Here is a 23,706-nt window from a genome sequence, read left to right on the forward strand (position 1 = left end):
AAACACAGCACATGGAAATTGCAAAGTCACTACAGCAAGTAAAATCCTCTTATATCCGAGAAATCCTTGCGGCCGCGAGCGATAAGAATGTCATCTCGCTTGCTGGCGGCTTACCGGACGAAAAAACCTTCCCAATCGAACTGATGAAGCCAACGCTAGAAAACCTTGCCAACATGCCAGAGGTTTTCCAATACGGCTCAACGGCGGGGTATGCCCCACTTCTTGAGTTTCTCGGCCAATACTATCAACTGCCAGATTCGCATATCGCGATGATCACAACAGGCTCACAACAAGGTCTGGACTTAATTGCCCGCGCCTATGTGAACCCGGGTGATAAAGTCGTCATGGAGGCGCCAAGCTATCTAGGTGCAATGCAAGTCTTTGGATTGGTTCAAGCAGAGATTGTGACCGTATCTCAAACCGAGTTCGGCCCAAACCTTGAAGAGCTAGAGCAATGCTTTGCAACACAGAAACCTAAAATGTTCTACGCTGTGCCTGATTTCCATAATCCTACGGGCGTCTGTTGGGCACTAGAAACGCGTCAGAAAGTCGCAGAGCTTTGCATTCAATATGATGTGGCACTGATTGAAGATGCACCTTACCGTGAACTGCGATTTTCAGGTAAAGCGCTGCCGTTGGTCTCTGATTTCTGCCCACAACACTCGATAGTATTGCGCTCTTTTTCTAAGATTGCCTCACCAGGTTTACGTATTGGGGTGGTCACAGGGAAATGCAGCTACCTAGAACCACTCATCAAAATTAAACAAGGCGCGGATTTACACTCTAGCGTACCGATGCAAGCGCTGTTGTTCGGTCTGCTTCAGCACGATAACTTTTCTACTCACATCACGACCATTTGTGAACTGTACAAGTCGCGCTATGATGTGATGTTCACAGAGCTTCAAAAACAGCTACCAGCAAGCTGCCTATTAAAGCCCGTGAATGGTGGCATGTTCGTTTGGGTCGAGATCCCAGAGTGCGACACGTTCGAATTGGCCAAATCACTGTTAGCCAATGGCGTTGCGGTGGTCCCAAGTCCCGTTTTCTACCCTGAGGGTTCGAAAGCAAAAGCCGCCTTGCGTTTAAACTTCACTAATGCCACCACCGAAGAACTCACCACCGCGGTTACTCGCTTAGCCGATGTATTAAACGCACTATAATAAAGTTCAGTCTTTCCAATAACCTGCCTTTGAGACACAAATTAAGTATCAAAGGCAGCGTGTCAAAAAAGTTCCCCAAAAATTTATTTTTTTCTCTCTAAATCAACTCTCTAGGTTAAGTCACTGTTTTTTCTTAAACCTTCGCCTTTCATGAAAAATAGATCTCAATCACAAATTTGAAGCTTAGAAAAGTTATGACTATCTTTCAGAAAAAGGCATCAACCTTGACGCTTCATCTGTGAATTCAAATACTTTTGCTCGTGAGGGCTTAACACGAATGAAAGTAGAAAGTGGAATATTGGCAAACGGTTTTGAAGAGATGAACGTTGCGAGGACAGATACAACCATTCTGAATGCTATTGATCCAATCTTTGGTTTATGACTAGACGTTGGCTGACACGCAAACTTTTACAGAGGGGTTATCAAGATGAACAACCGCACATCGAAAGGACTCGTCATCTCTGGCTTGTCCTCCATTCTTTCACTCGTTGCTGTCACTTCTGCCCATGCAGGCAAGACGCCCAATTGTAGCGATGTCCTCGCTGGTAACAAAACGGCGGTGTCTCAAAAAATGACGGTTCTTCTAGGTGAAGACATTACAATATCCAATTTGGTCACCACCGTTGTCCCAACCGAAGACAATCCATTTGTGACCGAAGCTCTGGTCTCTGTCGCAAACGACGTATCACCCAATGGTCCATTACCCAATAAAACACCCGAGGAAATAGCACAGGTACGCGCTAACCTTGAAAAAGCTGGGCTTGAGGTGAGTAAACTGCAAGGCACATTTGAAATTGCATTTGTCAGTTTAATCGACGGTCATTGCCAATTTTCTACCAATACCTTAACGACCCATGCCAAAATCGACTTTGACCACTTAGAGGGGCTCGCTGCTTTCTCTATTCCAGCCCTACTCGCTATGGCTGATGAATCTTACAACATGGCGAAAACTCGTGCAGCGGAAGAAAAAGTAAAAGAAGAGGAAGCAATACGCGAACAACAAAGGCAAGAGGAGCTGGCTGTTGCTGCCGCTGCGGCACGATATCAAGATCCAAATGTGCTAGTTAAAATCGAAAAATTCGACGGCGCTAACGTCACATTCTCAGTAACGAATCTAGGTACAGAGGGAGAACTTCAGCCCAATTTTAATACCTTTAGAGCCTATCAGACTCAACAAGGGAAACTGGTCTATAAATCGGAGTCACTATTGAACTTAGTCGATGATAAAGGAAATGATTTGATCACTGTAGGCATTGCTGAAATTGGTTCTGGCAATGGATCTACATTGACCATTGCACCTGGAGAATCTCGTCAATTCATCACCAGCATCCGATCTGAAGTTTCACCAGAATCAGAGCTTAGCTTAAAATTTCCAGCAAAAGCGTTGAGCACTGACGATGCATTTACACTTTCATTTACCGATAACGTCGCAATGGCCACCGCTAGCGTAAACTAGAAGCTTGAACTGCGGTGTCGGCGCTTTGGACATAAAAAAGCAGACTTTTTATCGTCTGCTTTTTTATTAGTTATTAGTTAGTTCTGACACTTATACGCGTTTGCGAACATAGTCACTGAACTAGAGAACCCTAGAGGCTCATACAAGTACAAAGTATCTGCACCTAAATCTGCCGCTTTAATACGCATTTGGTTTAATGTACCCCAAACCATATCTTTGTCTGCGTGTAACCAGTAATCATAAAAGTGACCCTCTGATCCCATTACGGTACCTAAATGCTGACAGTTTGCGATAGTGTTTACGTCATCCCAAATCACTTTTACTTGTTCAGATTCTTGTGTTGGGAACGTCACACAGCCAGTTAATAACATTGCTAATGCTGCACCAGTCATTAACTTTTTCATAATTTCATCGCCTTAGAATTAAAGTGTTTGCGGATTCTATTTATCGCACCGGCAATGACCAACAAATTATTTTAATTGTTTAGATAGGTATTTGTTTGCGAATTAGGGTAAAACTAAACAGTACGCTGAAAAGAGGGACGGAATTTGGTTTCTAAAAACAAACTGATTCGCTATCAAGCAACAGAAGTGGCTGATGTATTTAATAAAGAAGACGAACTGATCAAGCTTGTCCAAACTGATCAACTTTCTCAGGCCCTATTATTATGGCAAGTAAAAAGTCCGACACTGGTTCTTCCAGCAGGGAAAAAATGGCCGGAAAGCGAAGAACTAAAACAAGCGCTTGAACGTGCAAATTGGAAATTATTTTCTCGTAAAACAGGCGGCGCACCGGTGCCTCAAGTACCGGGGATTGTAAATCTTTCACACATTTACCTTTGGCCAGAGGGCCAAGCGTATGACATTAAAAAAGCCTATCTGAGTTTGTGTTCTGTATTAACCACATTTTTTAAACAGCTTGGTGTCGATGTTGATGTGCATGCCACAGCAAACTCTTACTGTGACGGTGACTATAACCTTAACATCAATGGGCAAAAGGTGGTCGGTACAGCCCAGCGTGTATTGCTCAAAAAAGGTGGAGAGAAAGTGATTCTTGCACAAGCTTGTATTTTGATAGATGCCAATGTGGAAGAAATCGTCCAGCCGGTTCAACTCTGCAATCGCCTGTCTAACCATGATACTGACATCCGTGGCGAGGTTCATACGCCCTTATTTGATCATATAAAAGAAAGGCCAACTGTGGACGCCTTGTTCCAGCAATTAACCCAAGCATTTTTAGATCACGTAACATGATAACTTGATAATGAAGAGCAAGATGTCTTTTTGCTCTTCACTATCACGCTCAACTACTGGGTGTAATCGTTACGCTTACGGTTATCTTCTGAGAAATACTCAATGAATTCGAACTGCATCCCATGATCTTCGAGATAGTATACATTCTTGCGATGTGGGTGCTCTGGTCCTCGATGATCCAAATGGTAGCCAATCTCCGCCAAGCGTGATATCACTCTTTCGACATCTGGAACGACAATACCCAAGTGTTTCACCCCGGTAAAATGTGTTGTCCAATGGTTTGCATTGCCCTCGCCACCATCCGAAATAGCAATATAGGAATGTTCATCACCCACATGGAACCATTCAATTGGGCGTCCAAACCAGTCATCCACTTTGCCCTCGCCTCTCACTTTCCAATCAGGGATTGCTGTCACTAAGAATTCAATGGTTTTGCGTGCATCGACGACGGAAATATTGGCGTGTTCAACATAATTTTTCATAACGGTATTCCTTGTTAATTTCACTGTTCGTTGTGTTTTTCCTTTTGCTTGCTAAACATTCTAAAACCTCAAGTTAACTTGAGGTAAAGAGCCAATTTTTTTACGTTGATAAGAAATGAGATCCACATCAAATATTCATCAGTGACAGAAATAGTTGAAGCCGACGGCCAAAAGCCTCAGAATGTCGCACTTTTCGCGTCGTTCATAAAATCGACGCCTTTGTTATCTAACTCGACAATTGAGAATCAAACATATGGGTTTTACCTCGTTAGGTCTATCTGCTCCAATCCTTAAAGCTATTCAGGAAAAAGGCTACGACACCCCTTCGCCAATTCAGGCTCAAGCGATTCCAGCAGTATTGGAAGGGAAAGACGTCATGGCAGCAGCGCAGACGGGTACGGGTAAAACTGCGGGCTTCACGCTACCGATTCTTGAACGCCTGTCAAATGGCCCTCGCGTTCGTAGCAATCACATTCGTGCATTGATCCTAACTCCAACTCGTGAGCTTGCTGCGCAGGTTCAAGAGAACGTATTCATGTACAGCCGTCACCTAGACATAAACAGTGCTGTTGTGTTTGGTGGTGTGAAAATCAACCCACAGATGTTGCGTCTTCGCAAAGGTGCTGACGTACTGGTTGCGACACCAGGCCGTTTGATGGACCTTTATAACCAGAACGCGGTTAAATTTGACCAACTGGAAGTGCTGGTTCTTGATGAAGCGGACCGTATGCTAGATATGGGCTTTATCCGTGACATTCGTAAAATCTTAGATTTGCTGCCAAAGCAACGTCAAAACCTACTGTTCTCAGCGACATTCTCAAACGAGATCCGTGACCTTGCGAAAGGCTTAGTGAACAACCCGGTAGAGATTTCGGTTAACCCTGCCAACTCAACAGCAAGAACGGTTGAACAGTCGATCTATCCATCAGACGTGAAGAAAAAAGCGCCGATGTTAGTAAAACTGATCAAAGACGGTGACTGGAAGCAAGTTCTGGTATTCACCAAAACTAAGCATGGCGCAAACCGCTTAGCGAAGTTCCTGATTGATGAGAAAATCACCGCAGCTGCGATTCATGGCAACAAGAGCCAAGGCGCACGTACCAAAGCATTGGCGGATTTCAAATCAGGTGAAATCCGCGTTCTAGTTGCGACAGACATTGCGGCTCGTGGTATCGATATTCCTCAACTTCCACAGGTTGTAAACTATGAACTGCCAAAAGTCGCAGAAGACTACGTTCACCGTATCGGTCGTACTGGTCGTGCTGGCGAAGTAGGCCAAGCAATTTCATTAGTGTGTGCACTTGAAGCATCAGAGTTGTTTGCGATCGAACGTTTGATTCAACAAGTACTGCCTCGTAAAGAACTAGCAGGATACCTACCAACAAACGTATTGCCTGAATCGAAGCTAGATACTCGCCCTATCAAGCCGAAGAAACCCAAAAAACCTAAGAAGCCAAAAGCGCAAGGTGATAACGCTCAGCACTCAGAGAAAAAAGCGTCTAACGATTCAAACAAACCTAAACGCCGCTTCAACGGTGAAAACAAAGGCAATAAAGCGGGTGCGAATCAAGGTGGCGCAAGCAAACCAAAAGCAAGCCGCGATGGTCAAGCTCGCTCAAATGGCAAACCTAGCGGCAATAGGCCGACTAATGGCAGTAAGCCAAGTAACGGTAATAAACCAAATAGCGGCAAGCCAGCCGCTAACGGGAAGCCGTCTGGCAACCGTAAACCTAATAGCGGTAAGCCAGCAGGTAATAAGCCGTCAGGACAGCGTCGTAAGCCACGTCCACAAGCTGCAAACTAATTAGCCAACGTTGGCTAAGCTAAATCGTTAAATAGAACCGCCGACAGCTTCGGCGGTTTTTTTATGCTCTAAGCACTCTCAAATACTTAAATGCTTAAATACCTAGAGACTAAAAACTCAAAGACTCACCCAACCGTTCAGCCGCTCACAAAAATGCGAGCAGTGACATTAAGGCCATCTTTACAGCTTGATACTACACTTGGTTCACTTCAAGATGATTGGACGTCTCATGTCTATATGATCGGTGAGTATTGCTTTGGCAGCTGTGAATATTGTTATGCCAGCAGTGAATGACAACAAGGAAGTGTTATGAACATTGGAATCTATATCTATGATCAGGCGGAAGTGCTCGATTTTTCTGGCCCCTTTGAAGTTTTCAGCACGGCAAAACGTATCAGTCAAAACGACTGGAATGTGTTTTTTGTATCAGAAACGTTAAACCCCGTTACAGCGAGGGGGGACTTTCGTGTTCTACCTCACTACTCCATCTTCAATCACCCTCACATTGATCTCCTGATCATTGTTGGAGGAGTACACACTGAACAAATGCACAATACAAGAGTACTAAACTGGATACAGTCCGTTGAACCGACAGCAGCACGTGTTGCATCTGTGTGTACTGGAGCTTTTATCCTAGCCAGTGCGGGCTTACTCAAAGGGTTGACGGTCACAACCCATTGGGAGGATATTCCTGATTTAACAGAGTGTTTTCGTGACTTACATGTCGTTGATAACGAACGCTGGGTCACCTCCGGAAAGTACACTACATCTGGAGGCATCTCTGCTGGTATAGATATGAGTTTGTTTTTGGTATCACAGCTGCATAGCCAAAACCTCGCAGAGCGGGTCGCTCATCAAATGGAGTATCGTTGGCAAACGTGTGTATAACCAGATTCGCCTTTTGAGTTTAACAATAATCACTTTAACAATGAGCCATCGCCGAGGGTCATCTATGAGATATGAAGAGTTTAATCAATTTTGTGGTTCGTTTGCTGCGACCTCCCATGTCGTGCAATGGGGAGATGCACACGTATGGAAAGTTGGCGGTAAGGTCTTTGCGATTGGGGGTTGGAGTAAAGATAAACAGCCTGCTTTTACTTTTAAAACGTCACCTTTGAATTTTGATTTTCTCAGTGACCATGAGGGATATATTCCAGCCCCCTATTTTGCGAGTCGCGGGATGAAATGGATTCAGCAAACAGACACAACGGGCAAGTTAGATGACGATTTAAAATACTATTTATCAGAATCTTACCGATTGGTTGCTCTTGGACTCAGTAAGCGTAAACGGCAAGAGTTGGGCATTGATATCGAATTAGAACCCAAGCGATAAATAACGTCCACTTGGGATAACCTAAGCTATGACAGGGAAAGTGACTTAGCTTGCAACGCGGCGATAATAGAGCTCTCGCCGCGCCAACTTCTATACACTGATGTTATTCGGGTATAGATTCCGAACCCAAACTAAAACTCGGCGCTTTGTACTACCCATCCACCAACACTAAGGAGTCTAAAATCCCTTTTCCGCTGTGGATCCCGCCCTCATTTTCACTTGCAGGCTTACTGCGAATTAGATAGCCAGCATACCCATCCAATTCTGTGACGGGTTTTCCTTGATAGTGCGCCGTAAATAAGCCTATTTCACTCACTAAATCTGACACTAGCGTTTGCTGTGCATCTCGAATTGCAATGGTTGGAACATCGCGCTCATGAGGATAGAGACGCTGCATAAGTGCCCACGCATTGTACTCCTCTTCGGACAACTGACTCAGTTGTTTGCTAATGTCCTTACCAAACACACAATGGCCACCGCCCTCACCTTGGTTTTTTAGCACCCAATGATCAATATTTGCTGATGTCCCAAACCACGCAATTGTATCTGCATTTACAGGCTTCATCTCGGCAAGTACGCTTTTCACGGCTAACGCTTCTTCAAGGTTCAAGCCCCAACGCTCATATTCCTCTGCGGGCATCATAGTCAACAACATCTGCATCGATTTACTGGTCGCCAATTGCTGACTGATGGTCGCATTCATCGCAACATAATGCTGCTCCATAAATAATCGAGTTTGACTTAAGGTATGACAGCAAATCGGCTCGTTCAATTCTGGAGAGAAGTAGTCCATGAACTGATAACCGGCACGTAAATACACCACATCAAGTCCACCGATATTATCGAGCATTAAACGTTGATGCTCACCAGAATAGAGCTGCGTGCTCAGTTGCTCAAAGGTACGTCTTACTGTGCGGACACCAAGCTTTTGCAGTTCGACTTCTAGCAGATGTTGGTCATACACGTTATCTTCATTTTTCTGAACGACCATCAAGAACGTCGGTTTTCCACCGTCATTAAAATGGGCCTTAACGCTTTTCGCCGCCGTCGCAATGCCCAACGCCAGTTGTTCCATACCGGCGTTTTCTAAAGGCGTCGCGGTTTTGTCTTCTAACCAAGCTTGGTACACATGATTCCATTGAGTTTGCATGAACTGATGCAACTCTGCCGCACGCTGACCAAACGGAGCCATACCCGCCGCGATACCATTGAACTCGATCACTTTTGCACCAAGTTCACGATCGTCCATAAAGTCTGTTCGCATTAATAACAAAGGCTGTCTCGCCGGAGTCACTCGGTTTTTTGAATCGCCGTGCACCTCTCTGTGCAATGCCATCAAGCGCTCGAATAGAGGTTCGGACTTTTCCATATGCGCTAATGACTGCTGCAAGAAATCATGGTCTTCAGAGACATGACTAATCAGTTTAGCGATGAGCGGTGTGACGTTTTTTAGATGTTCAAACACAGAGCGTTCAATGCTCATCGGTGCAATGCTAAAAGGGCAGTGCTTCGCCGTATTATCAGGTTGACGGAATGCGACGCCGTGCATGATGGCCCATTCACAAATGTCTTCTACAACCTGTTGAGGAATGATTCGATTTTCTGAAGTTTTCATACGTTAACTACTTTAAAGTTTGCTGTAATCTACATCAGACGAACGAACTTTCCAAAAGACGACGAAATTTATTTTTATTCCGGAATAATTTCTAAATGACTCCAAGGTAAATGGCTTTTAGGTAAATGGCTCGAAAGTAAATTGCCTCAAGGTTATTTGCTTCAAAGTAACTCGCTTCAAAGTAACTCGCTTCAAGGTAACTCACTTCAAGGCAAATATACCACGAGTAAATCGGCCTCTATTGCATTAGCGAGTTTCGGCACGGGAGAAAACATCCGACTAAACACTTTGTGATGATGCCCACAAACAACAAGATCAATGCCTTTCTCTTTGACGATGCCAGCGAGCTTTATGTGAAGATCGCCCACCATAACCATCGCATTAGTAATTGGGTAATCGCTCTGCTCGGCTAAGGTTGTGAGCTGTGTATTCAATGTCCGTTCTTCTTTTGGCTCTAATATCACTCGATCAACGTCAACAAAGGCCAACGACATCGTGCAGTCTGTTCCTTTGGCAATGGCAATTGCTCTATCAATCACCTGTCGGCTAGACTGTGACAAGTCAACCGCCACCAAAATGTGTTTGTAACTCATTGCGCTCTCCTTTGTTTTGTTCACCGACTTTGATTGTTCCTACGTTATGTCTTTGCTCAAATCTGCCCAACTGAACCAAGCATCTTAAGGTTCGTTGGGTGTATATGAGTATAAGTCTAGCACCGGGATACGCGATGCCTCTTTCTTTGCCGCGTGTGACTGGTTAAAATGCAGGAAATTGCGCATAAACTGGATAAATCATGGCAAAACTAACCCTTCAAGAACAGATGCTAAAAGCTGGCTTGGTTAACGAGAAGAAACTAAAGAAAGCCAAGAAAGGCTCTAAGAAATCACGTGTTCAAGCACGCGAAGTAAAAGCGGCGGTAGAAGAAAACAAACGCCAGCAGTTGGAGCGTGACAAGCAGTTAAGTGAGCAGCAAAACGCTGAGCGCTTGAATAAAGAGATCAAAGCACAGATCATTCAATTGATTGAAAACAATAAGATCGATTTGAAAGATGGCGACATTAAATACAACTTTACACACGGTACGTTAGTTAAGTCGCTATATGTCGATTCAATGACTCGTGAGCAGTTGATCAAAGGTATCTTAGCGATTGCTATTATGGGCGAGAGCTACGTTGTGATTCCACGCCCTGTCGCGAGCAAAATTGCGCAGCGTGACGAATCAATGATCATTGATCAAAAAGAACCAGAAGCAGACATTCCAGCTGAAGATGACCCATACGCAGATTTCGTCGTACCAGACGATTTGATGTGGTAAGGATCCACTTAGGAAAAAACGAATTGAAAAAACCGCAACATCGCGGTTTTTTTGTTAGCAGTAAACCGAACTATTCAATCAGCAAGTTCGGCCAATTTTTATCAGCGCTAGCAATATTACCAGGAATGTCTTCCTCCCACGTTGCTTGCACAGATTTGCTGTAGTTGAGATAGAGTTTACCGCCCTCAATTGACCAAGCGTTAGGATCGATCTTCGCCGTGTAACCTTTACTGACCGCCCAAGCACAATAACCTCCATATTGAGGTGCGAATTTTTCAGGATTTTTCTCAAACGCATCTCGGTTTTCAACCGATGAAAAGTACCATTTGGCATCATTCCAACGGTAAGTGAAATCGCTATCACCTTTGACTGGTTTTGATTGAGTGAAGTAAGCAACAGGGTCGTAACCACGAATCGCTTTGCCGAAAAAATCACTGTACACCGGGTCAAGGGCAAAAGCAGGAAGCATCAAACTTCCCCAAATGAAAAATGCACTACACAGTTTCAATATCAACTTCATAACGTTTCCCTCTCAGTGTCACTTGATTCGAATAATCAATCGCTACCAGTATAGAAAGGTAAATTTAAAAGAAACTTTCAGACTAAAACATCTCTGCCTCAAAGCGTGCGGTTCGCGCTTGTGAAATAGTGCAGTTTGTTTCCGACATCAACTCCGCCAAAGTAATGTTAGGATTCTCCATGACTAATCGAATAAGCTTAGCCTCCAAAGGTTCAAGCTTATCGCTGTGTTTGGCGAGACCACTTTCTAGTTTGGTGATCATAAAACGCATCGGCTCTGACTCTTGAGCTTTGATATGATCGAGAAATGCTTTCAAATCCAATGCCTCACCTGCAATTTGCCAGTTTCGCGAACGTCGAATGCGCTTCAGTCCGCACTTTTTTTCAGCGGCGATTGTTTTGGCTCGCTTAGCCTGTTCACCACCGATTCGGTGAATCAAAGATGGCAATGGGATGGTGATAAACGTATCGCCCATAAGTTAAACCTCTACCACCGACACGTTCTCTGCAACCCATTTTAAAAGCTGTTTGGCCGCTTTAGACAACACCTGATTTTGGCGCACGATGTAGCCAAAATCGGTGTTGGGGAAGCTGGGTAATGGCGTCACTTCTCGTGAGAGTTTGAGCCTTGGGTCGAGGGAGAAGTCAGGCACAATCGCGGTTCCAAAACCGGCCTCCGCCCAGTCAATTTGTGCTTCCACACTTCCGACTTCCATCACTCTATATTTAGGAAGATTGAGCTCTGGCAGAGACGCGTCAATCAACTCACGCGTTCGGGTATCGTGACCGAGCAAGATCAGTGTTTGGTTCTCCTTGCTGTTATCTCGCCAATCGAAGATGTTATCACCGAAAGCACACCAATGAATTTGGGTTAGCGACGTAAAGTGCAACGGTTGACTCTCTTTCTGCGCAATCACAAAGCCGATGTCAGCACGAGCACTTTTTACCAAATCCACCGCTTGCGATGAAGTGGTGTTGAACAGTGCTAAGTCAATGCCTGGATATTCACTTTTAAAATGCTGAAAAGGTTTGATAAGTAGTAGGCGTGACACAATATCGCTCGCCGCAATCGAGAGCGTACCTTGCGTCAGTTCATTAATCGCATTGAGATCAGATTGGCAGATTTGCAGCTCATTCAGCATGTGCTCGGCAGTGTCTAATAATCGCTTACCGGCCTGAGTCAATTGTACTGGGTTCCTTTCAATCAACTTGGTACGAGTGGCTTGTTCTAACTGCTTGATGTGAAGACTGACATTTGGCTGTGTCATGTGCAGTTCAATCGCTGTTTTTCCGAAATGTTTTACCTCTGCCAAGGTGACAAACGTACGTAACCAGTTCAAATCCAACATAGAAAATTACCCGATATGACTTTCTTATCAAGTTAATGAGTATAATTAATTTCTCTTATTAATGCGAGCATCCTAAGATTTTCCGGTCTGTTATTGGAGAATGAATTATGTCGTCTATCGTTGTTGTGGGTGCAAACTGGGGTGATGAAGGCAAAGGCCGCATCGTTGACTTTTTGGCAGAGCAAGCTTCTGCAAGCATTCGTTTCCAAGGTGGTAACAACGCGGGTCACACCGTAGTTAACGACCTAGGTACGTTTAAGCTACACCAGCTACCAAGTGGCGTTTTCAACCCTGACTGTTTGGCAGTTTTAGGTCCGGGTATGGTTATCAGCCCTGCGTCGCTGTCTCAGGAGATTGCGGAAGTTGAAGAAGCGGGCGTTAAAGTGAAGATGTGCATCTCTGATCGCGCAACACTGTGTCTACCTCTACACGCACTAGAAGATACGCTAGAAGAACAACGCTTAGGCGACAAAGCATACGGTTCAACTCGTCAAGGTATTGCACCTGCATACGGCGACCGTGTGATGAAAAAAGGCATCCTAGTTGGTTGGTTGAAACAACCAGAAGTTCTAGTAGAACGCATCAAGTTCTGGATGGACTGGAAACTTCCACAGCTACGTGCCCTTTACCCAACGTTCGAATTCGAACAAACCGCTGAAGAAATGGCGAACTGGTTGCTAGAAGTATCTGCACCTTGGCGTGATGCTATCTGCAACGTAACGCTTCCACTAAAAGAGCTGCAAGCAAAAGACCAAACTCTACTGTTCGAAGCACAGTTAGGTGCGGGCCGTGACCTTGTTTACGGTGAGTACCCATGGACAACCTCTTCAAACGTTGTGTCTATGTACGCTGGTATCGGTAGTGGTCTTCCTGCTCTGCGTCCAGAGCGTGTTATTGCAGTAGCAAAAGCGTTCAGCTCATCAGTAGGTACTGGTACGCTAATCACTGCAATGGAAGAGCAAGATGCATTCCGTGAACTAGCAGGTGAATTCGGCGCAACAACAGGTCGCCCACGTGACATGGGTTACTTTGATGCAGTAGCAACGAAGAACGGCGTAGAGCTTCAAGCAGCGACTGAAATCGCACTGACCAAAGTGGACTGTCTAACGGGTCTTAAAGATCTAAAAATCTGTGTTGGTTACGAAGGCGAGCACAGCGAAAACCCAATTTGGCCTCAAACGGCTGCACTAGCACCAATCTACGAGAAGATGGAAAGCTGGAGCGAAGACATTACTGGTTGTCGTAAATTCGAAGAGCTACCAGTTGCGGCACAAAAATACGTTCTGCGTATTGAAGAACTAATGGGTGTACCAGTGAAAATGGTATCGGTTGGTCCTGGTCGTGAACAAATGATTATGCGCTAAGACGTGGAGTAACACGTCTATATCCAAGTTACAGTAAGTGCTTGGTTATATTAGCAAGCGGCTTTTATCTTTTCCGGGGTAAAGCCGCTTTTTTTGTATTTTAATCAAGAAAACGTAAACTCCCCCTCCCATCTCTCAGTAGAGAGCGTCAAACTCCGAGATTCTCCCCTTACCTCTCAGCAATAAGAAGTTCAAGAATCGGCTCGTCGACGTAGTGAGTATCTTCTCTTCTTCAACACCATGTTTTTCCAGCAAAGCAATCGCCAAATCTAACTTGGAGATCTCTTCACAGAAGTGAGCATCCGACCCTGTACTGAAGTAAACGCCAATCTCTTTGCCGAGCTCGATAATGCGATCACAACGGGAATCACTGCCCTTGCGGCTTTTGCCTGTCAAAGATGTATTGTTAACTTCAATTGCAACATTGTGATCTTTTGCACAGCGCAACACCTGCTCCATATCGAATGGATAGTTCGGATTGCCCAAGTGGCCCAGAACATCCACTCTGCCGCTTTTAATCGCATTTATCAGGGCAGCAGTATGCTCAGCTTCGGTTGCAGGCTTGAAAACTGGCTCGTGAAAGCTCGCAATAACCCAGTCAAGGTGTTGATCCGAAGATGGCGGTAAGTCAATCTCTCCTCTTACATTCAGCGTATTGGCTTCGACGCCACGGAGAATACCTACATCGTGTAAAAAGCGGGGCAAAATTCTTTGATTGTTGAAATACCAGTAGTGAGGGGCTCCTGGCATCTCGGGAGCATGATCGGTAGTACAAAGAAGTTTTAGCCCCTTATTCTTCGCTGCTAATGCATTTTCAACAATGGTGCTGTAAGCGTGTCCACTGGCAATAGTATGGGTGTGGCTATCAATCACGATATCCATGGTGGCCTCCTGGGATTGTGGACGAACTATCGAATTTCGAACGAACCGTTTTGATTGAGAAACAGGGATAAGTCAGCGGGAATCGAATGATTCAGCACTTTATCAACATTGACGGCATCAGAGCGCAAGTAGAACTCCAATGCGGCATCTGGATCTGTACCGCCACGGATTTTTCGATTAACCAAGCGCTCTTGTAGATACTCCGCTTGGGTATCAATAAACACCGTAAAATCGGCCAAGCGATGCAGTTCTTTCCATACCGGTTCATCAAGTAACAACCAGTTGCCCTCGACGACGACAATGTTGCGGTTCACTTGAATGGCATCATCAACCGGATCATGCAAATTGCGATCGTAGTAAGGCCATTTGCTATCTTTCACTTTAAGTTGTTTCAGCTTGTCGATAAGCTCAGTGAGATTGAACGTCTCGTATGAGCCTTTAATGCTGCGCAGCGGGACAATTTCGCCATTACGTTCAATGGTGTTGCTGTCGAGGATTTCGTTCGGATAGTGGAAACCATCAAAAGGCAGAACCTGAAGTGGCTCTTGGTTTTCATCTTGTTCTGATAAATATTCCCAAAAGGCTGCTAGCGTAGACTTTCCGCTGCCTGGAGGGGCACACAAGAACACCACAATGCGCTCCTGTTTCTCATGATACAGACGGGTAAATTTTTCGATAAGAGGTTGATGGATACGTTTTACGTCGGCTTCAGGAAAGGTAGCTTCGGTTTCAAAACCACTGACGTTTAAATTCACTTTCATGGTGAACCCTTATTGATTGATCTCCCCTTCGATTCTTTCTAGCAACATTTCACACGACAGCTTCAACACTGTTTTGATAAGAGATTCGTATCTCATCTGCGAAAAGGACTCAAACGAAGAGAATTTAAGCTGATTGATCGACTCAAGATAAAAGCAGTCTTGCTGAGAAGAGAGTGCCGCTTGGTTCTTGATGAAGTCGTAGATCACGTCATCCACGAATTCAACTTTCTCCGGCTGAGTAACCACGTACTCCAACACCTGATCGTACAATCCGATATCGGCATATGTTTCCAAAGAGATTTTGCCCATCGCAAACATCAGCTTTGATACCACATCGGTCGTCACCAACGGACCATCGTCTTTCAATAAAGGATCCACAGCATACTCCTTCACTAGATCGTCTTGGACGAACACGCTCGGAAGTAATGCTTTTAACTTGAGGTTAATTATTTTGTTAGAAACCTGAAGAAACGCAGTGGCATTTTCGCACTCGTCCAGTTTCTCCAGTAATTCGTCTTCACGTGACAACGTATTATGACCTCTCCATTATGTGGCAGCGCAAAGGCTACCACACAAATTCGTTGCAACTAAACCGTTAAGCTCACGTCATAAAACTCAAGTAACGCTTTTTCTGCATGTGCGTTCCACACATAGTTATTAGCGTTCAAAATTGCGTCTAATTCGGCGAAGAACGGGTCTTGGTCTGCCAACGATAAGAAATCATCAATCGCGGTCAATGGCAGGTCAATGTGTGGGTAAATCAACTTCTTACCCCCCGGAATATCCAACTGATTCAAAATCGTATGGGGCGCAGCTTGTAGACCACCAACGTGGGTGATCATGAAAGATGGGTTGATCTTACCTTGTGAAGACAAGTCGATGGATTCCACCATGTCACCGGTCGAGCCGCCAGACGTGCCCACAATGTGCGTTGATTCATAATGCACGTTGTAAAAGTTAAACGGTACTTTGAAGTTCTTATCGGTAGGGCCTGCGAAGAAGTTTAGGCAACCATCATTACCTAGCAATTCATCGGCTTGTTCTAGCACTTGCGATACTGCTGCATACACCATCACATCGTCGTAGCCTTTGCCATCATTCAGCGCTTTCAGGTAAGTCACAGGATCATCCACTTGAGCGGTATTCACGTAGTGCAGTTCAACGCCCTGCTCTTTTGCTTTCTCAACCGGAATTAAACACTCTGCTCGGTCTAAGCGTGCAGCGTCAATGTCTGTGACCACAATCAGTTTTGGCTTCACCGGGCCGTTAATCGCGTAGTCAATCGCCCCAATCCCCATTGGGCCAGCACAAGCTAGCAGCGCTAACGCTCCGCCCTCTTTGATGCCCATATCGTGCTCGTACACGTATTGCGTAGTGTGGTAACTAGCATGGTAAGCTCCGATGATGCATGACATTGGTTCAGCCAAAGACGCATCGGCAAAGTAATCACCGTGGTAAGGCAGCACACAGCCTAAGTCGATAGCGATTTTCGGAATGATGGAATACGTTGCGTTACCGCCAAAGGTTTCGTAGCTGTAACCCGCCGAGTAACCAGTGGATAAACCCATTGCAGGTTGCAATACAAAGTAATCACCTACTTTGTATTGATCTTTTAGGTTCTCACCGACTTCAACAATCACACCTGCATATTCATGACCCGTCATCACTGGCACTTCATCAATGTTCTCAGGCACGCGTTTGTGTTTGCTACCTAACAATGCCGCTTTGTAAGTGGACAGGCAAATGCTGTTTGAAATGTTTTTAACCAGAAGTTCATCGGCTGAAATGCTAGGCAAATCGAAAGTTCTTAGTTGAACGTCTTTCTCGCCACAGATAACCGCTGCCGTTGTTTGTACCATGATTTCTCTCCTAAATGGGGTGGTGAGTACCACCCCATACTGCATTGTTAGGCTGGTTGCTCAGTCGCGACCGCTTGTTGCTTAATCGTATCCATTAGCTCATTGAGCGCTGGGTCATTGAGGAAGTTCTTAATCGTTACCACTGGCAAGCCTGTTGCTTTAATGGCTCGACTTTCTAAGCTTTCGTGTGTCACGACAATGTCGGCGTCACTTGGGACTTTTTCGATAGCAAAGTTCTTCACTTCAATATCAATTCCGGCTTGAACTAACTTGCGTTTGAAAGTTGAAGCCCCCATCGCACTTGAGCCCATACCCGCATCACAAGCGAATGCGATAAATGCAATTGGTTTGTTGACTTCTTGCGTTGCAGCAGCAACTGGTTTGATTACACCTTCTGCTTTCATGTCTTTCATATCAGAAACAGATTGTTCAAACTCGTCTTCTTTGTCCTCTGTTTTGCTCATCTTCAGAATCGCACTTGCGACAAGGAAAGAGACAATCGTTGCTGTTGTGACACCTGCGATGGTCGCTAGGAAACTGCCTTTCGGTGTGAGTGCTAGGTAAGAGAAGATTGAGCCAGGACTTGGACCTGCCACCAAACCAGCATCTAATAGGTTGAACGTTGCGATACCTGTCGCCGCGCCTGCAATCATTGCCACGATCATGATTGGTTTCATTAACACGTACGGGAAGTACAGTTCATGAATACCGCCGAAGAAGTGAATAATGATGGCACTTGGTGCAGAGCGTTTAGACAGACCTTGACCAAACTTCGCGTAAGCCAGCAGCATACCAAGACCTGGACCTGGGTTAGATGCCACCATAAAGAAGATGGATTTGCCTGTTTCAGCGGCCGCCTGCAGACCTAATGGGTAATAAATCCCTTGGTCGATGGCGTTGTTGAGGAACAGCACTTTCGCAGGTTCGTTGATGATCGCAAGTAGAGGAAGGAATCCCGTTGCAACCAAAGCTTCGATGCCTGATTTAACAAACAAGTTTGCCGCCGTTACCGCAGGACCAACAATCTCGTAGGCGAACAGACACAGAATCATGCCCACAATACCCAGTGAGAAGTTGTTCACCACCATCTCAAAACCAGAAGGAATACGGTGTTGGATTCGCTTATCCATTTGCACCACAACCCAAGCGCTGAGTGGGCCCATGATCATCGCGCCGACGAACATTGGGATGTCCGCACCAACGATAACACCCATGGTACCGATGGCACCGGCTACCGCGCCGCGTTTATCACCAACAATCTGACCGCCGGTATAACCGATCAACAGTGGTAATAAGTAAGTGATCATTGGGCCAACGAGTTCTCCAAACGCTTCGTTTGGCATCCAACCTGTTGGGATAAAGAGTGCAGTAATAAAGCCCCAAGCGATGAAGGCTCCGATATTTGGCAGCACCATGGCGGTCAAATGACCCCCGAAGGCTTGCACATTGGCTCGCATGTTTGCTTTCACGTTATGTTCCTTTTAGTATGCTTTTATTATGTCTAGCACTTGTTCCTTAGATGAAGCTTGTGCCAGTTTTCCAATGTTCTCTTCGTCCACAAACATCTCGCTCAGCGCTTGAATCACCTCAATGTGGGTATCAGAGTCTTTTGCAGCTAGGGTAATTAGAATGTTGGCAGGACCAAGGTCCGAACCAAAATCAACTGGTGAAGGGAAAATATGAATGCCCAAGCCCGTTTTTAGGACACCGGTTTCAGGGCGAGCATGTGGCATCGCCAGTCCAGGGCACAACACATAGTAAGGACCATTTTCTTCGGTCGATTGGATGATGGCATCCGCGTATTGCTGAGAAACGTAACCTTTGTCTTCTAGGTATTGCGTTGTCTTTTTAACTGCGTCTTGCCATTGGTAAGCGCGGTCATTAATAACATCTACTAGTTCGTGGTCGATTAATTCATACAGCATTTTTAAACCCTATCAACAGTTCGGTATCGATGGGTTAATTATCAATAAGAGTCGTAGAACCGCGCAAGCACGCCTCTTTTGTGCAACAAATCACAATTAAATGGCTGTCAATTTGTTTTAATGAACGTAGCTCAAAAATAGACAAAGAAAGTTAGCAACAAATTTTCTTTCAGCAACATGTCAATAGGTATAACTTGAACGTCAGCACCTAATCGGACATTTTCATAAATACTAAAAATGAAATCTTGATCACATTAAGGCCATTGACGCCATATTTATCGTGACTAATTTCAAACTTCATTTTTCTCTAATTCGATACCTATGAGTTGAAAATAGGGATAATCGTCACACTTGTTTGCGAAAAGAAATCGGAACGTTGCTTAGTTTCATTAGAAGCGACTGTCCGTTCCGCTGATTTCGCCTACCGTTTTGGATTCATGATACCTAGTGGAGTCATTAAGATGTTTTGTGGTCCCTAATACGCCGATAACTCAAAAAGGAACCACAACTTCGATGAAAAAATTGGTCCTGTTCAGCGATCATTAAACGTAATTTCATGTTATTTTTTCTAATGGAGCTATTGACAAGGAAATTTCGGAAGAATATATTGATTACACGAACTGCCAAATGGAGTTCGTTGATGACTGTATTCGCCTTATATAGGGAATATCACAGTGATCAAACAGGAATGCCTCACAACCTCATCTCTATGATGTTTTGTGCTTTTCATTCCGATTATTAACCGTTGAACCGTATGTCTAATCTAACCCTAGGGGGTTTAAAGAGTATGAGTTCGATCTCAGCATCTTATGTGTTGAGAACTATTGCTTATTGAAAGGATAGTATTATGCGTAATGTAGATATTTCTCCCCTATACCGTCATGCCATTGGTTTTGATCGTCTGCTAAATCTTGTAGAAAGCAACGCAAAAAAATCATCAACAAATGGTTACCCACCATACAACATCGAACAAAAAGACGAGAACAACTACCGAATCACTATGGCAGTTGCCGGCTTTTCTGAAGATGCACTAACGCTCACTCAAAATGAAAACATGCTGATCGTTTCAGGCGAAATTCAAGCCTCTGAAACCAAACCAACTTACGTTTATCAAGGTATTGCTGAGCGCAACTTTGAACGCAAGTTCCAACTGGCTGATTACGTGACTGTCACTGCAGCAAGTTTGGAAAATGGATTGCTGCACATTGATCTCATCCGAGAAGTTCCGGAAGCAATGCAAGCGCGTAAGATTTCCATCAGCAAATAGCTTCAAGTAACTATTAGTTTCAAGTAACCGTTAGTTTCAAGAAGCAAATAGTTTCAATTTGCCGTTAAACCTAGCTAACCACACGATGTGGTAAAGAGATGCGACTTTAACCCAGATAAAAATAAGATGGTTAAAGTTCACACTACGGTGCAAAACCATAACATCACCTGTTTAGCGGCAAACACTGAACTCATTTATTTGATTGAGGCAAAGCATAACAGCGACAAAAATGCATGTTATGTTCTTAGAAAACAACATCGAATTTTAAAGACTTTGCATTAAAATAACTAATGCAAAGTACAGAGGTAATTATTATGGGTAAAATCATTGGTATCGACTTAGGTACAACTAACTCTTGTGTAGCAGTGCTAGACGGCGACAAACCACGTGTCATTGAAAACGCAGAGGGTGAGCGCACCACTGCATCGGTTGTTGCATACACCGACGGTGAAACGCTAGTAGGTCAACCTGCAAAACGCCAAGCAGTAACTAACCCAACGAACACGCTATTTGCAATTAAGCGTCTTATTGGTCGTCGTTTTGAAGACGAAGAAGTTCAGCGTGATATCGAAATCATGCCTTACAAAATCGTTAAGGCTGACAATGGTGACGCTTGGGTAGAAGCACAAGGCCAAAAAATGGCGGCTCCTCAAGTTTCAGCTGAAATCCTGAAAAAAATGAAGAAAACGGCTGAAGACTTCCTAGGTGAGGAAGTAACTGGTGCTGTTATCACCGTTCCTGCTTACTTTAACGATGCACAGCGTCAAGCAACAAAAGACGCTGGCCGTATCGCAGGTCTAGAAGTTAAACGTATCATCAACGAACCAACAGCGGCTGCTCTAGCATACGGTCTAGACAAGAAAGGCGGCGACCGCACTATCGCGGTATACGACCTCGGTGGTGGTACATTCGATATCTCTATCATCGAAATCGATGAAGTTGAAGGCGAGAAAACATTCGAAGTTCTAGCAACGAACGGTGACACTCACCTTGGTGGTGAAGACTTTGATACACGTCTAATCAACTACCTAGTAGACGAGTTCCAAAAAGAGCAAGGCATCAACCTTAAGAACGATCCACTCGCAATGCAACGTGTTAAAGAAGCAGCAGAAAAAGCGAAAATCGAGCTTTCTTCTACTTCTCAAACTGACGTAAACCTACCTTACGTGACTGCAGACGCGACGGGCCCTAAGCACATGAACGTGAAAGTGACGCGTGCGAAACTAGAATCTCTAGTTGAAGACCTAGTACAACGTTCTCTTGAGCCACTAAAAGTTGCTCTAGCTGACGCTGACCTATCTGTAAACGACATCACTGACGTAATCCTAGTGGGTGGTCAGACTCGTATGCCTATGGTTCAGGCGAAGGTTGCTGAGTTCTTTGGTAAAGAAGCTCGCCGCGACGTAAACCCTGATGAAGCAGTAGCAATGGGTGCTGCAGTTCAAGGTGGTGTTCTTGCGGGTGACGTGAAAGACGTACTTCTACTAGACGTTACTCCACTGTCTCTAGGTATCGAGACAATGGGCGGCGTAATGACTAAGTTAGTTGAGAAAAATACGACTATCCCAACGAAAGCGAACCAAGTTTTCTCTACAGCAGAAGACAACCAGAGCGCGGTAACTATCCACGTTCTTCAAGGTGAGCGTAAGCAAGCGTCTTTCAACAAATCTCTAGGTCAATTCAACCTAGAAGGTATCCAAGCTGCACCACGTGGTATGCCACAAATCGAAGTGACTTTCGACCTAGATGCGGATGGTATCCTACACGTTTCAGCGAAAGACAAGCAGACTGGCAAAGAGCAGAAGATCACTATCCAAGCTTCTGGCGGTCTAAGCGACGAAGACATCGAGAAAATGGTTCAAGAAGCAGAAGCGAACAAAGAAGCGGACAAGAAGTTCGAAGAGCTAGCTGCTGCACGTAACCAAGCTGACCAAATGATTCACGGTACTCGTAAGCAAGTAGAAGAAGCGGGTGAAGCACTACCTGCTGAAGAGAAAGAGAAGATTGAAGCAGCTATCTCTGAGCTAGAAACTGCACGTAAAGGCGATGACAAAGAAGCGATCGACGCTAAAGTTCAAGCGCTAATGACGGCAGCTCAAAAGCTAATGGAAATCGCTCAACAACAAGCTCAAGCGCAACAAGCACAAGGTGCTGACGCTGATGCTCAACAGTCTAAAGAAGACGACGTAGTTGATGCGGAATTCGAAGAAGTTAAAGACGACAAGAAATAATATTTCTAACTAGGCGATTTATGGTCGCCTAGTGTCTAAAAACTTTTGTGCGCGGGCGTTTGGGGTGACTCTTACGCCCTCTTTTCGATTAAAACAAAATAAAAATAAGCGGTGAATATGTCCAAACGAGATTACTACGAGGTTTTGGGTATTCCTAAAGATACGTCAACCAAAGACATCAAGAAAGCCTATAAAAAACTCGCAATGAAATACCATCCCGATAGAAATCCGGGAGATAAAACTGCAGAAGAAAAATTCAAAGAGATAAAAGAAGCCTACGAAATCTTAACTGATGACGAAAAACGTCAGCAATATGATCGATTTGGCCATGCTGCTTTTCAAGGGGCGAGTGGCAATGGTCACCACGATGGTCGTGGGCATTATCAGTCTGGTGGATTTGAAGATATCTTTGGTGGCGCGTTTGGCCGTCAAGGGTTTGGTGGTTTTGGAAGAAGCTCAAGTGGTGGCTTTGGTGGGTTTGATGATATTTTCTCTCAAGCCAGAGGTGGGCGATCTCAGCCAAGCAAAGGCCAAGATCATGAATTCACCTTAACCGTTGATTTTGTCGATGCCATTCAAGGTGCAGAGAAAGTCGTTGAGCTACCAGTCAATGGCGAACAGAAAAAAATCAATGTGAAGATCCCACCAGGCATTCGAGACGGTGAAAAAATCCGTTTCTCGAACAAAGGAGCCCCTGGTATCAATGGCGGTCCAAATGGTGACCTACTATTGGTGATCAATACTCGTGCTCATGCTTTTCTAAAACGGGAGCAAGACAACCTGCTGTACACCGCTCATATTGACATTGCCAATGCTGCACTAGGTGGAGAGGTAGAAGTCCAAGTTTTAGATAGCCGCTACAAACTCAAAGTCCCCGCCGGTTCTCAAAGTGGTCGTAAATTTAAAATGACGGGCAAAGGCGTGAAAAACCGTAAAGGTGTCACTGGAGATCTTATCGTCACGCTGCATGTTGATACCCCGACAAACCTCACTGACAAACAAAAAGACCTGCTAGAACAGTTCAAAGCAACACTCTAATCCAAGTGACGACTGCTTATTAGCTTGGCCGATACATCAAGGTGCCTCATTTGAACAAATCAAAATGTGGCACCTTGGCTTTTCGATACTCTG

At 44.8% G+C, this 23,706-nt stretch carries 25 protein-coding genes; 12 read left to right on the forward strand and 13 right to left on the reverse strand.

Translation table 11 applies throughout. The features are described from left to right. Positions 1 to 11: 11 nt before the first annotated feature. The 3 genes from VA249_RS19840 (at position 12) to VA249_RS19850 (ending at position 2,616) form a co-directional block, all read left to right on the forward strand. Positions 12 to 1,160, forward strand: a complete 1,149-nt coding sequence (locus VA249_RS19840) for an aminotransferase-like domain-containing protein (protein WP_221070571.1) — start codon at positions 12 to 14, stop codon at positions 1,158 to 1,160. Positions 1,161 to 1,398: 238 nt separating this feature from the next. Continuing rightward, positions 1,399 to 1,542 (forward strand): hypothetical protein, encoded by a 144-nt coding sequence (locus VA249_RS19845; RefSeq protein ID WP_221070573.1) that lies wholly within the window; start codon positions 1,399 to 1,401, stop codon positions 1,540 to 1,542. Positions 1,543 to 1,587: 45 nt separating this feature from the next. Beyond that, positions 1,588 to 2,616: a hypothetical protein gene (locus VA249_RS19850; RefSeq protein ID WP_221070574.1), complete on the forward strand. Its 1,029-nt coding sequence runs from the start codon at positions 1,588 to 1,590 to the stop codon at positions 2,614 to 2,616. A gap of 77 nt (positions 2,617 to 2,693) precedes the next feature. On the opposite strand, the gene VA249_RS19855 is transcribed toward VA249_RS19850, so the two are convergent. After that, positions 2,694 to 3,020, reverse strand: coding sequence for a DUF4156 domain-containing protein (locus VA249_RS19855; protein ID WP_128813277.1), 327 nt, complete (start codon positions 3,018 to 3,020; stop codon positions 2,694 to 2,696). A gap of 144 nt (positions 3,021 to 3,164) precedes the next feature. Here VA249_RS19855 and VA249_RS19860 point away from each other — a divergent pair, with 144 nt between their 5' ends. Continuing rightward, on the forward strand, positions 3,165 to 3,869 hold the full coding sequence (locus tag VA249_RS19860; protein WP_221070576.1) for a lipoate--protein ligase family protein: 705 nt from the start codon (positions 3,165 to 3,167) through the stop codon (positions 3,867 to 3,869). Positions 3,870 to 3,922: 53 nt separating this feature from the next. Here VA249_RS19860 and VA249_RS19865 read toward each other — a convergent pair whose 3' ends face one another. Then, positions 3,923 to 4,351, reverse strand: a complete 429-nt coding sequence (locus VA249_RS19865; RefSeq protein WP_128813279.1) for a VOC family protein — start codon at positions 4,349 to 4,351, stop codon at positions 3,923 to 3,925. Between the two features lie 253 nt (positions 4,352 to 4,604). Between VA249_RS19865 and VA249_RS19870 the strand changes: the two genes are divergently transcribed. The 3 genes from VA249_RS19870 to VA249_RS19880 all read left to right on the forward strand — a co-directional run bounded on the left by VA249_RS19870 (position 4,605) and on the right by VA249_RS19880 (position 7,488). After that, positions 4,605 to 6,155, forward strand: coding sequence for a DEAD/DEAH box helicase (locus VA249_RS19870; RefSeq protein ID WP_221070578.1), 1,551 nt, complete (start codon positions 4,605 to 4,607; stop codon positions 6,153 to 6,155). Between the two features lie 309 nt (positions 6,156 to 6,464). Beyond that, on the forward strand, positions 6,465 to 7,043 hold the full coding sequence (locus tag VA249_RS19875) for a DJ-1/PfpI family protein (protein WP_221070581.1): 579 nt from the start codon (positions 6,465 to 6,467) through the stop codon (positions 7,041 to 7,043). A 64-nt stretch (positions 7,044 to 7,107) separates the two neighbouring features. Next, complete coding sequence (locus VA249_RS19880) at positions 7,108 to 7,488, forward strand: MmcQ/YjbR family DNA-binding protein (RefSeq protein WP_221070583.1); 381 nt, start codon at positions 7,108 to 7,110, stop codon at positions 7,486 to 7,488. Between the two features lie 151 nt (positions 7,489 to 7,639). Here the strand turns inward: VA249_RS19880 and VA249_RS19885 are convergent, their stop codons facing one another. Both VA249_RS19885 and VA249_RS19890 read right to left on the reverse strand, forming a co-directional pair. Further along, positions 7,640 to 9,103, reverse strand: coding sequence for a glutathione synthase (locus VA249_RS19885; RefSeq protein ID WP_221070585.1), 1,464 nt, complete (start codon positions 9,101 to 9,103; stop codon positions 7,640 to 7,642). A gap of 206 nt (positions 9,104 to 9,309) precedes the next feature. Next, on the reverse strand, positions 9,310 to 9,696 hold the full coding sequence (locus tag VA249_RS19890; protein WP_221070587.1) for a universal stress protein: 387 nt from the start codon (positions 9,694 to 9,696) through the stop codon (positions 9,310 to 9,312). Positions 9,697 to 9,896: 200 nt separating this feature from the next. Here VA249_RS19890 and VA249_RS19895 point away from each other — a divergent pair, with 200 nt between their 5' ends. After that, positions 9,897 to 10,418, forward strand: coding sequence for a DUF2058 domain-containing protein (locus VA249_RS19895; protein ID WP_221070589.1), 522 nt, complete (start codon positions 9,897 to 9,899; stop codon positions 10,416 to 10,418). 70 nt (positions 10,419 to 10,488) lie between these two features. Here the strand turns inward: VA249_RS19895 and VA249_RS19900 are convergent, their stop codons facing one another. The 3 genes from VA249_RS19900 to VA249_RS19910 all read right to left on the reverse strand — a co-directional run bounded on the left by VA249_RS19900 (position 10,489) and on the right by VA249_RS19910 (position 12,286). Then, positions 10,489 to 10,938, reverse strand: coding sequence for a YHS domain-containing (seleno)protein (locus VA249_RS19900; RefSeq protein WP_221070591.1), 450 nt, complete (start codon positions 10,936 to 10,938; stop codon positions 10,489 to 10,491). A gap of 82 nt (positions 10,939 to 11,020) precedes the next feature. After that, positions 11,021 to 11,413, reverse strand: a complete 393-nt coding sequence (locus VA249_RS19905; RefSeq protein ID WP_221070593.1) for a ribosome recycling factor family protein — start codon at positions 11,411 to 11,413, stop codon at positions 11,021 to 11,023. A gap of 3 nt (positions 11,414 to 11,416) precedes the next feature. Further along, the gene (locus VA249_RS19910; RefSeq protein WP_221070595.1) at positions 11,417 to 12,286 is read right to left on the reverse strand and encodes a LysR family transcriptional regulator; all 870 of its coding nucleotides are present in this window, start codon (positions 12,284 to 12,286) and stop codon (positions 11,417 to 11,419) included. A 107-nt stretch (positions 12,287 to 12,393) separates the two neighbouring features. Between VA249_RS19910 and VA249_RS19915 the strand changes: the two genes are divergently transcribed. Beyond that, positions 12,394 to 13,650: an adenylosuccinate synthase gene (locus tag VA249_RS19915; RefSeq protein ID WP_171305454.1), complete on the forward strand. Its 1,257-nt coding sequence runs from the start codon at positions 12,394 to 12,396 to the stop codon at positions 13,648 to 13,650. A 135-nt stretch (positions 13,651 to 13,785) separates the two neighbouring features. Here VA249_RS19915 and VA249_RS19920 read toward each other — a convergent pair whose 3' ends face one another. Genes VA249_RS19920 through VA249_RS19945 form a run of 6 tightly spaced genes read right to left on the reverse strand, consistent with a single transcriptional unit; the run spans position 13,786 to position 19,077 of the window. Beyond that, complete coding sequence (locus tag VA249_RS19920; RefSeq protein ID WP_221070597.1) at positions 13,786 to 14,532, reverse strand: phosphatase; 747 nt, start codon at positions 14,530 to 14,532, stop codon at positions 13,786 to 13,788. Between the two features lie 26 nt (positions 14,533 to 14,558). Further along, positions 14,559 to 15,293 carry a nucleoside/nucleotide kinase family protein gene (locus VA249_RS19925; RefSeq protein ID WP_221070598.1) on the reverse strand — a complete coding sequence of 245 codons (735 nt, stop codon included), beginning with the start codon at positions 15,291 to 15,293 and terminating at the stop codon, positions 14,559 to 14,561. Between the two features lie 9 nt (positions 15,294 to 15,302). Beyond that, positions 15,303 to 15,821, reverse strand: a complete 519-nt coding sequence (locus VA249_RS19930) for an MltR family transcriptional regulator (RefSeq protein ID WP_221070600.1) — start codon at positions 15,819 to 15,821, stop codon at positions 15,303 to 15,305. A 59-nt stretch (positions 15,822 to 15,880) separates the two neighbouring features. Beyond that, positions 15,881 to 17,152, reverse strand: coding sequence for a zinc-binding dehydrogenase (locus tag VA249_RS19935; protein ID WP_221070602.1), 1,272 nt, complete (start codon positions 17,150 to 17,152; stop codon positions 15,881 to 15,883). A gap of 47 nt (positions 17,153 to 17,199) precedes the next feature. Further along, positions 17,200 to 18,621: a PTS mannitol transporter subunit IIBC gene (locus VA249_RS19940; RefSeq protein WP_275946578.1), complete on the reverse strand. Its 1,422-nt coding sequence runs from the start codon at positions 18,619 to 18,621 to the stop codon at positions 17,200 to 17,202. Between the two features lie 12 nt (positions 18,622 to 18,633). Further along, positions 18,634 to 19,077: a PTS sugar transporter subunit IIA gene (locus VA249_RS19945; RefSeq protein WP_221070604.1), complete on the reverse strand. Its 444-nt coding sequence runs from the start codon at positions 19,075 to 19,077 to the stop codon at positions 18,634 to 18,636. Positions 19,078 to 19,924: 847 nt separating this feature from the next. Here VA249_RS19945 and VA249_RS19950 point away from each other — a divergent pair. The 3 genes from VA249_RS19950 to VA249_RS19960 all read left to right on the forward strand — a co-directional run bounded on the left by VA249_RS19950 (position 19,925) and on the right by VA249_RS19960 (position 23,613). Further along, positions 19,925 to 20,344 carry an Hsp20 family protein gene (locus VA249_RS19950; RefSeq protein WP_221070606.1) on the forward strand — a complete coding sequence of 140 codons (420 nt, stop codon included), beginning with the start codon at positions 19,925 to 19,927 and terminating at the stop codon, positions 20,342 to 20,344. A gap of 314 nt (positions 20,345 to 20,658) precedes the next feature. Then, on the forward strand, positions 20,659 to 22,575 hold the full coding sequence (gene dnaK, locus VA249_RS19955) for a molecular chaperone DnaK (RefSeq protein WP_221070608.1): 1,917 nt from the start codon (positions 20,659 to 20,661) through the stop codon (positions 22,573 to 22,575). 117 nt (positions 22,576 to 22,692) lie between these two features. After that, positions 22,693 to 23,613, forward strand: coding sequence for a DnaJ C-terminal domain-containing protein (locus VA249_RS19960; protein ID WP_221070610.1), 921 nt, complete (start codon positions 22,693 to 22,695; stop codon positions 23,611 to 23,613). Positions 23,614 to 23,706: the final 93 nt, after the last annotated feature.

Source organism: Vibrio alfacsensis, from assembly GCF_019670485.1.
GTDB classification, from domain to species: Bacteria; Pseudomonadota; Gammaproteobacteria; order Enterobacterales; family Vibrionaceae; genus Vibrio; species Vibrio alfacsensis.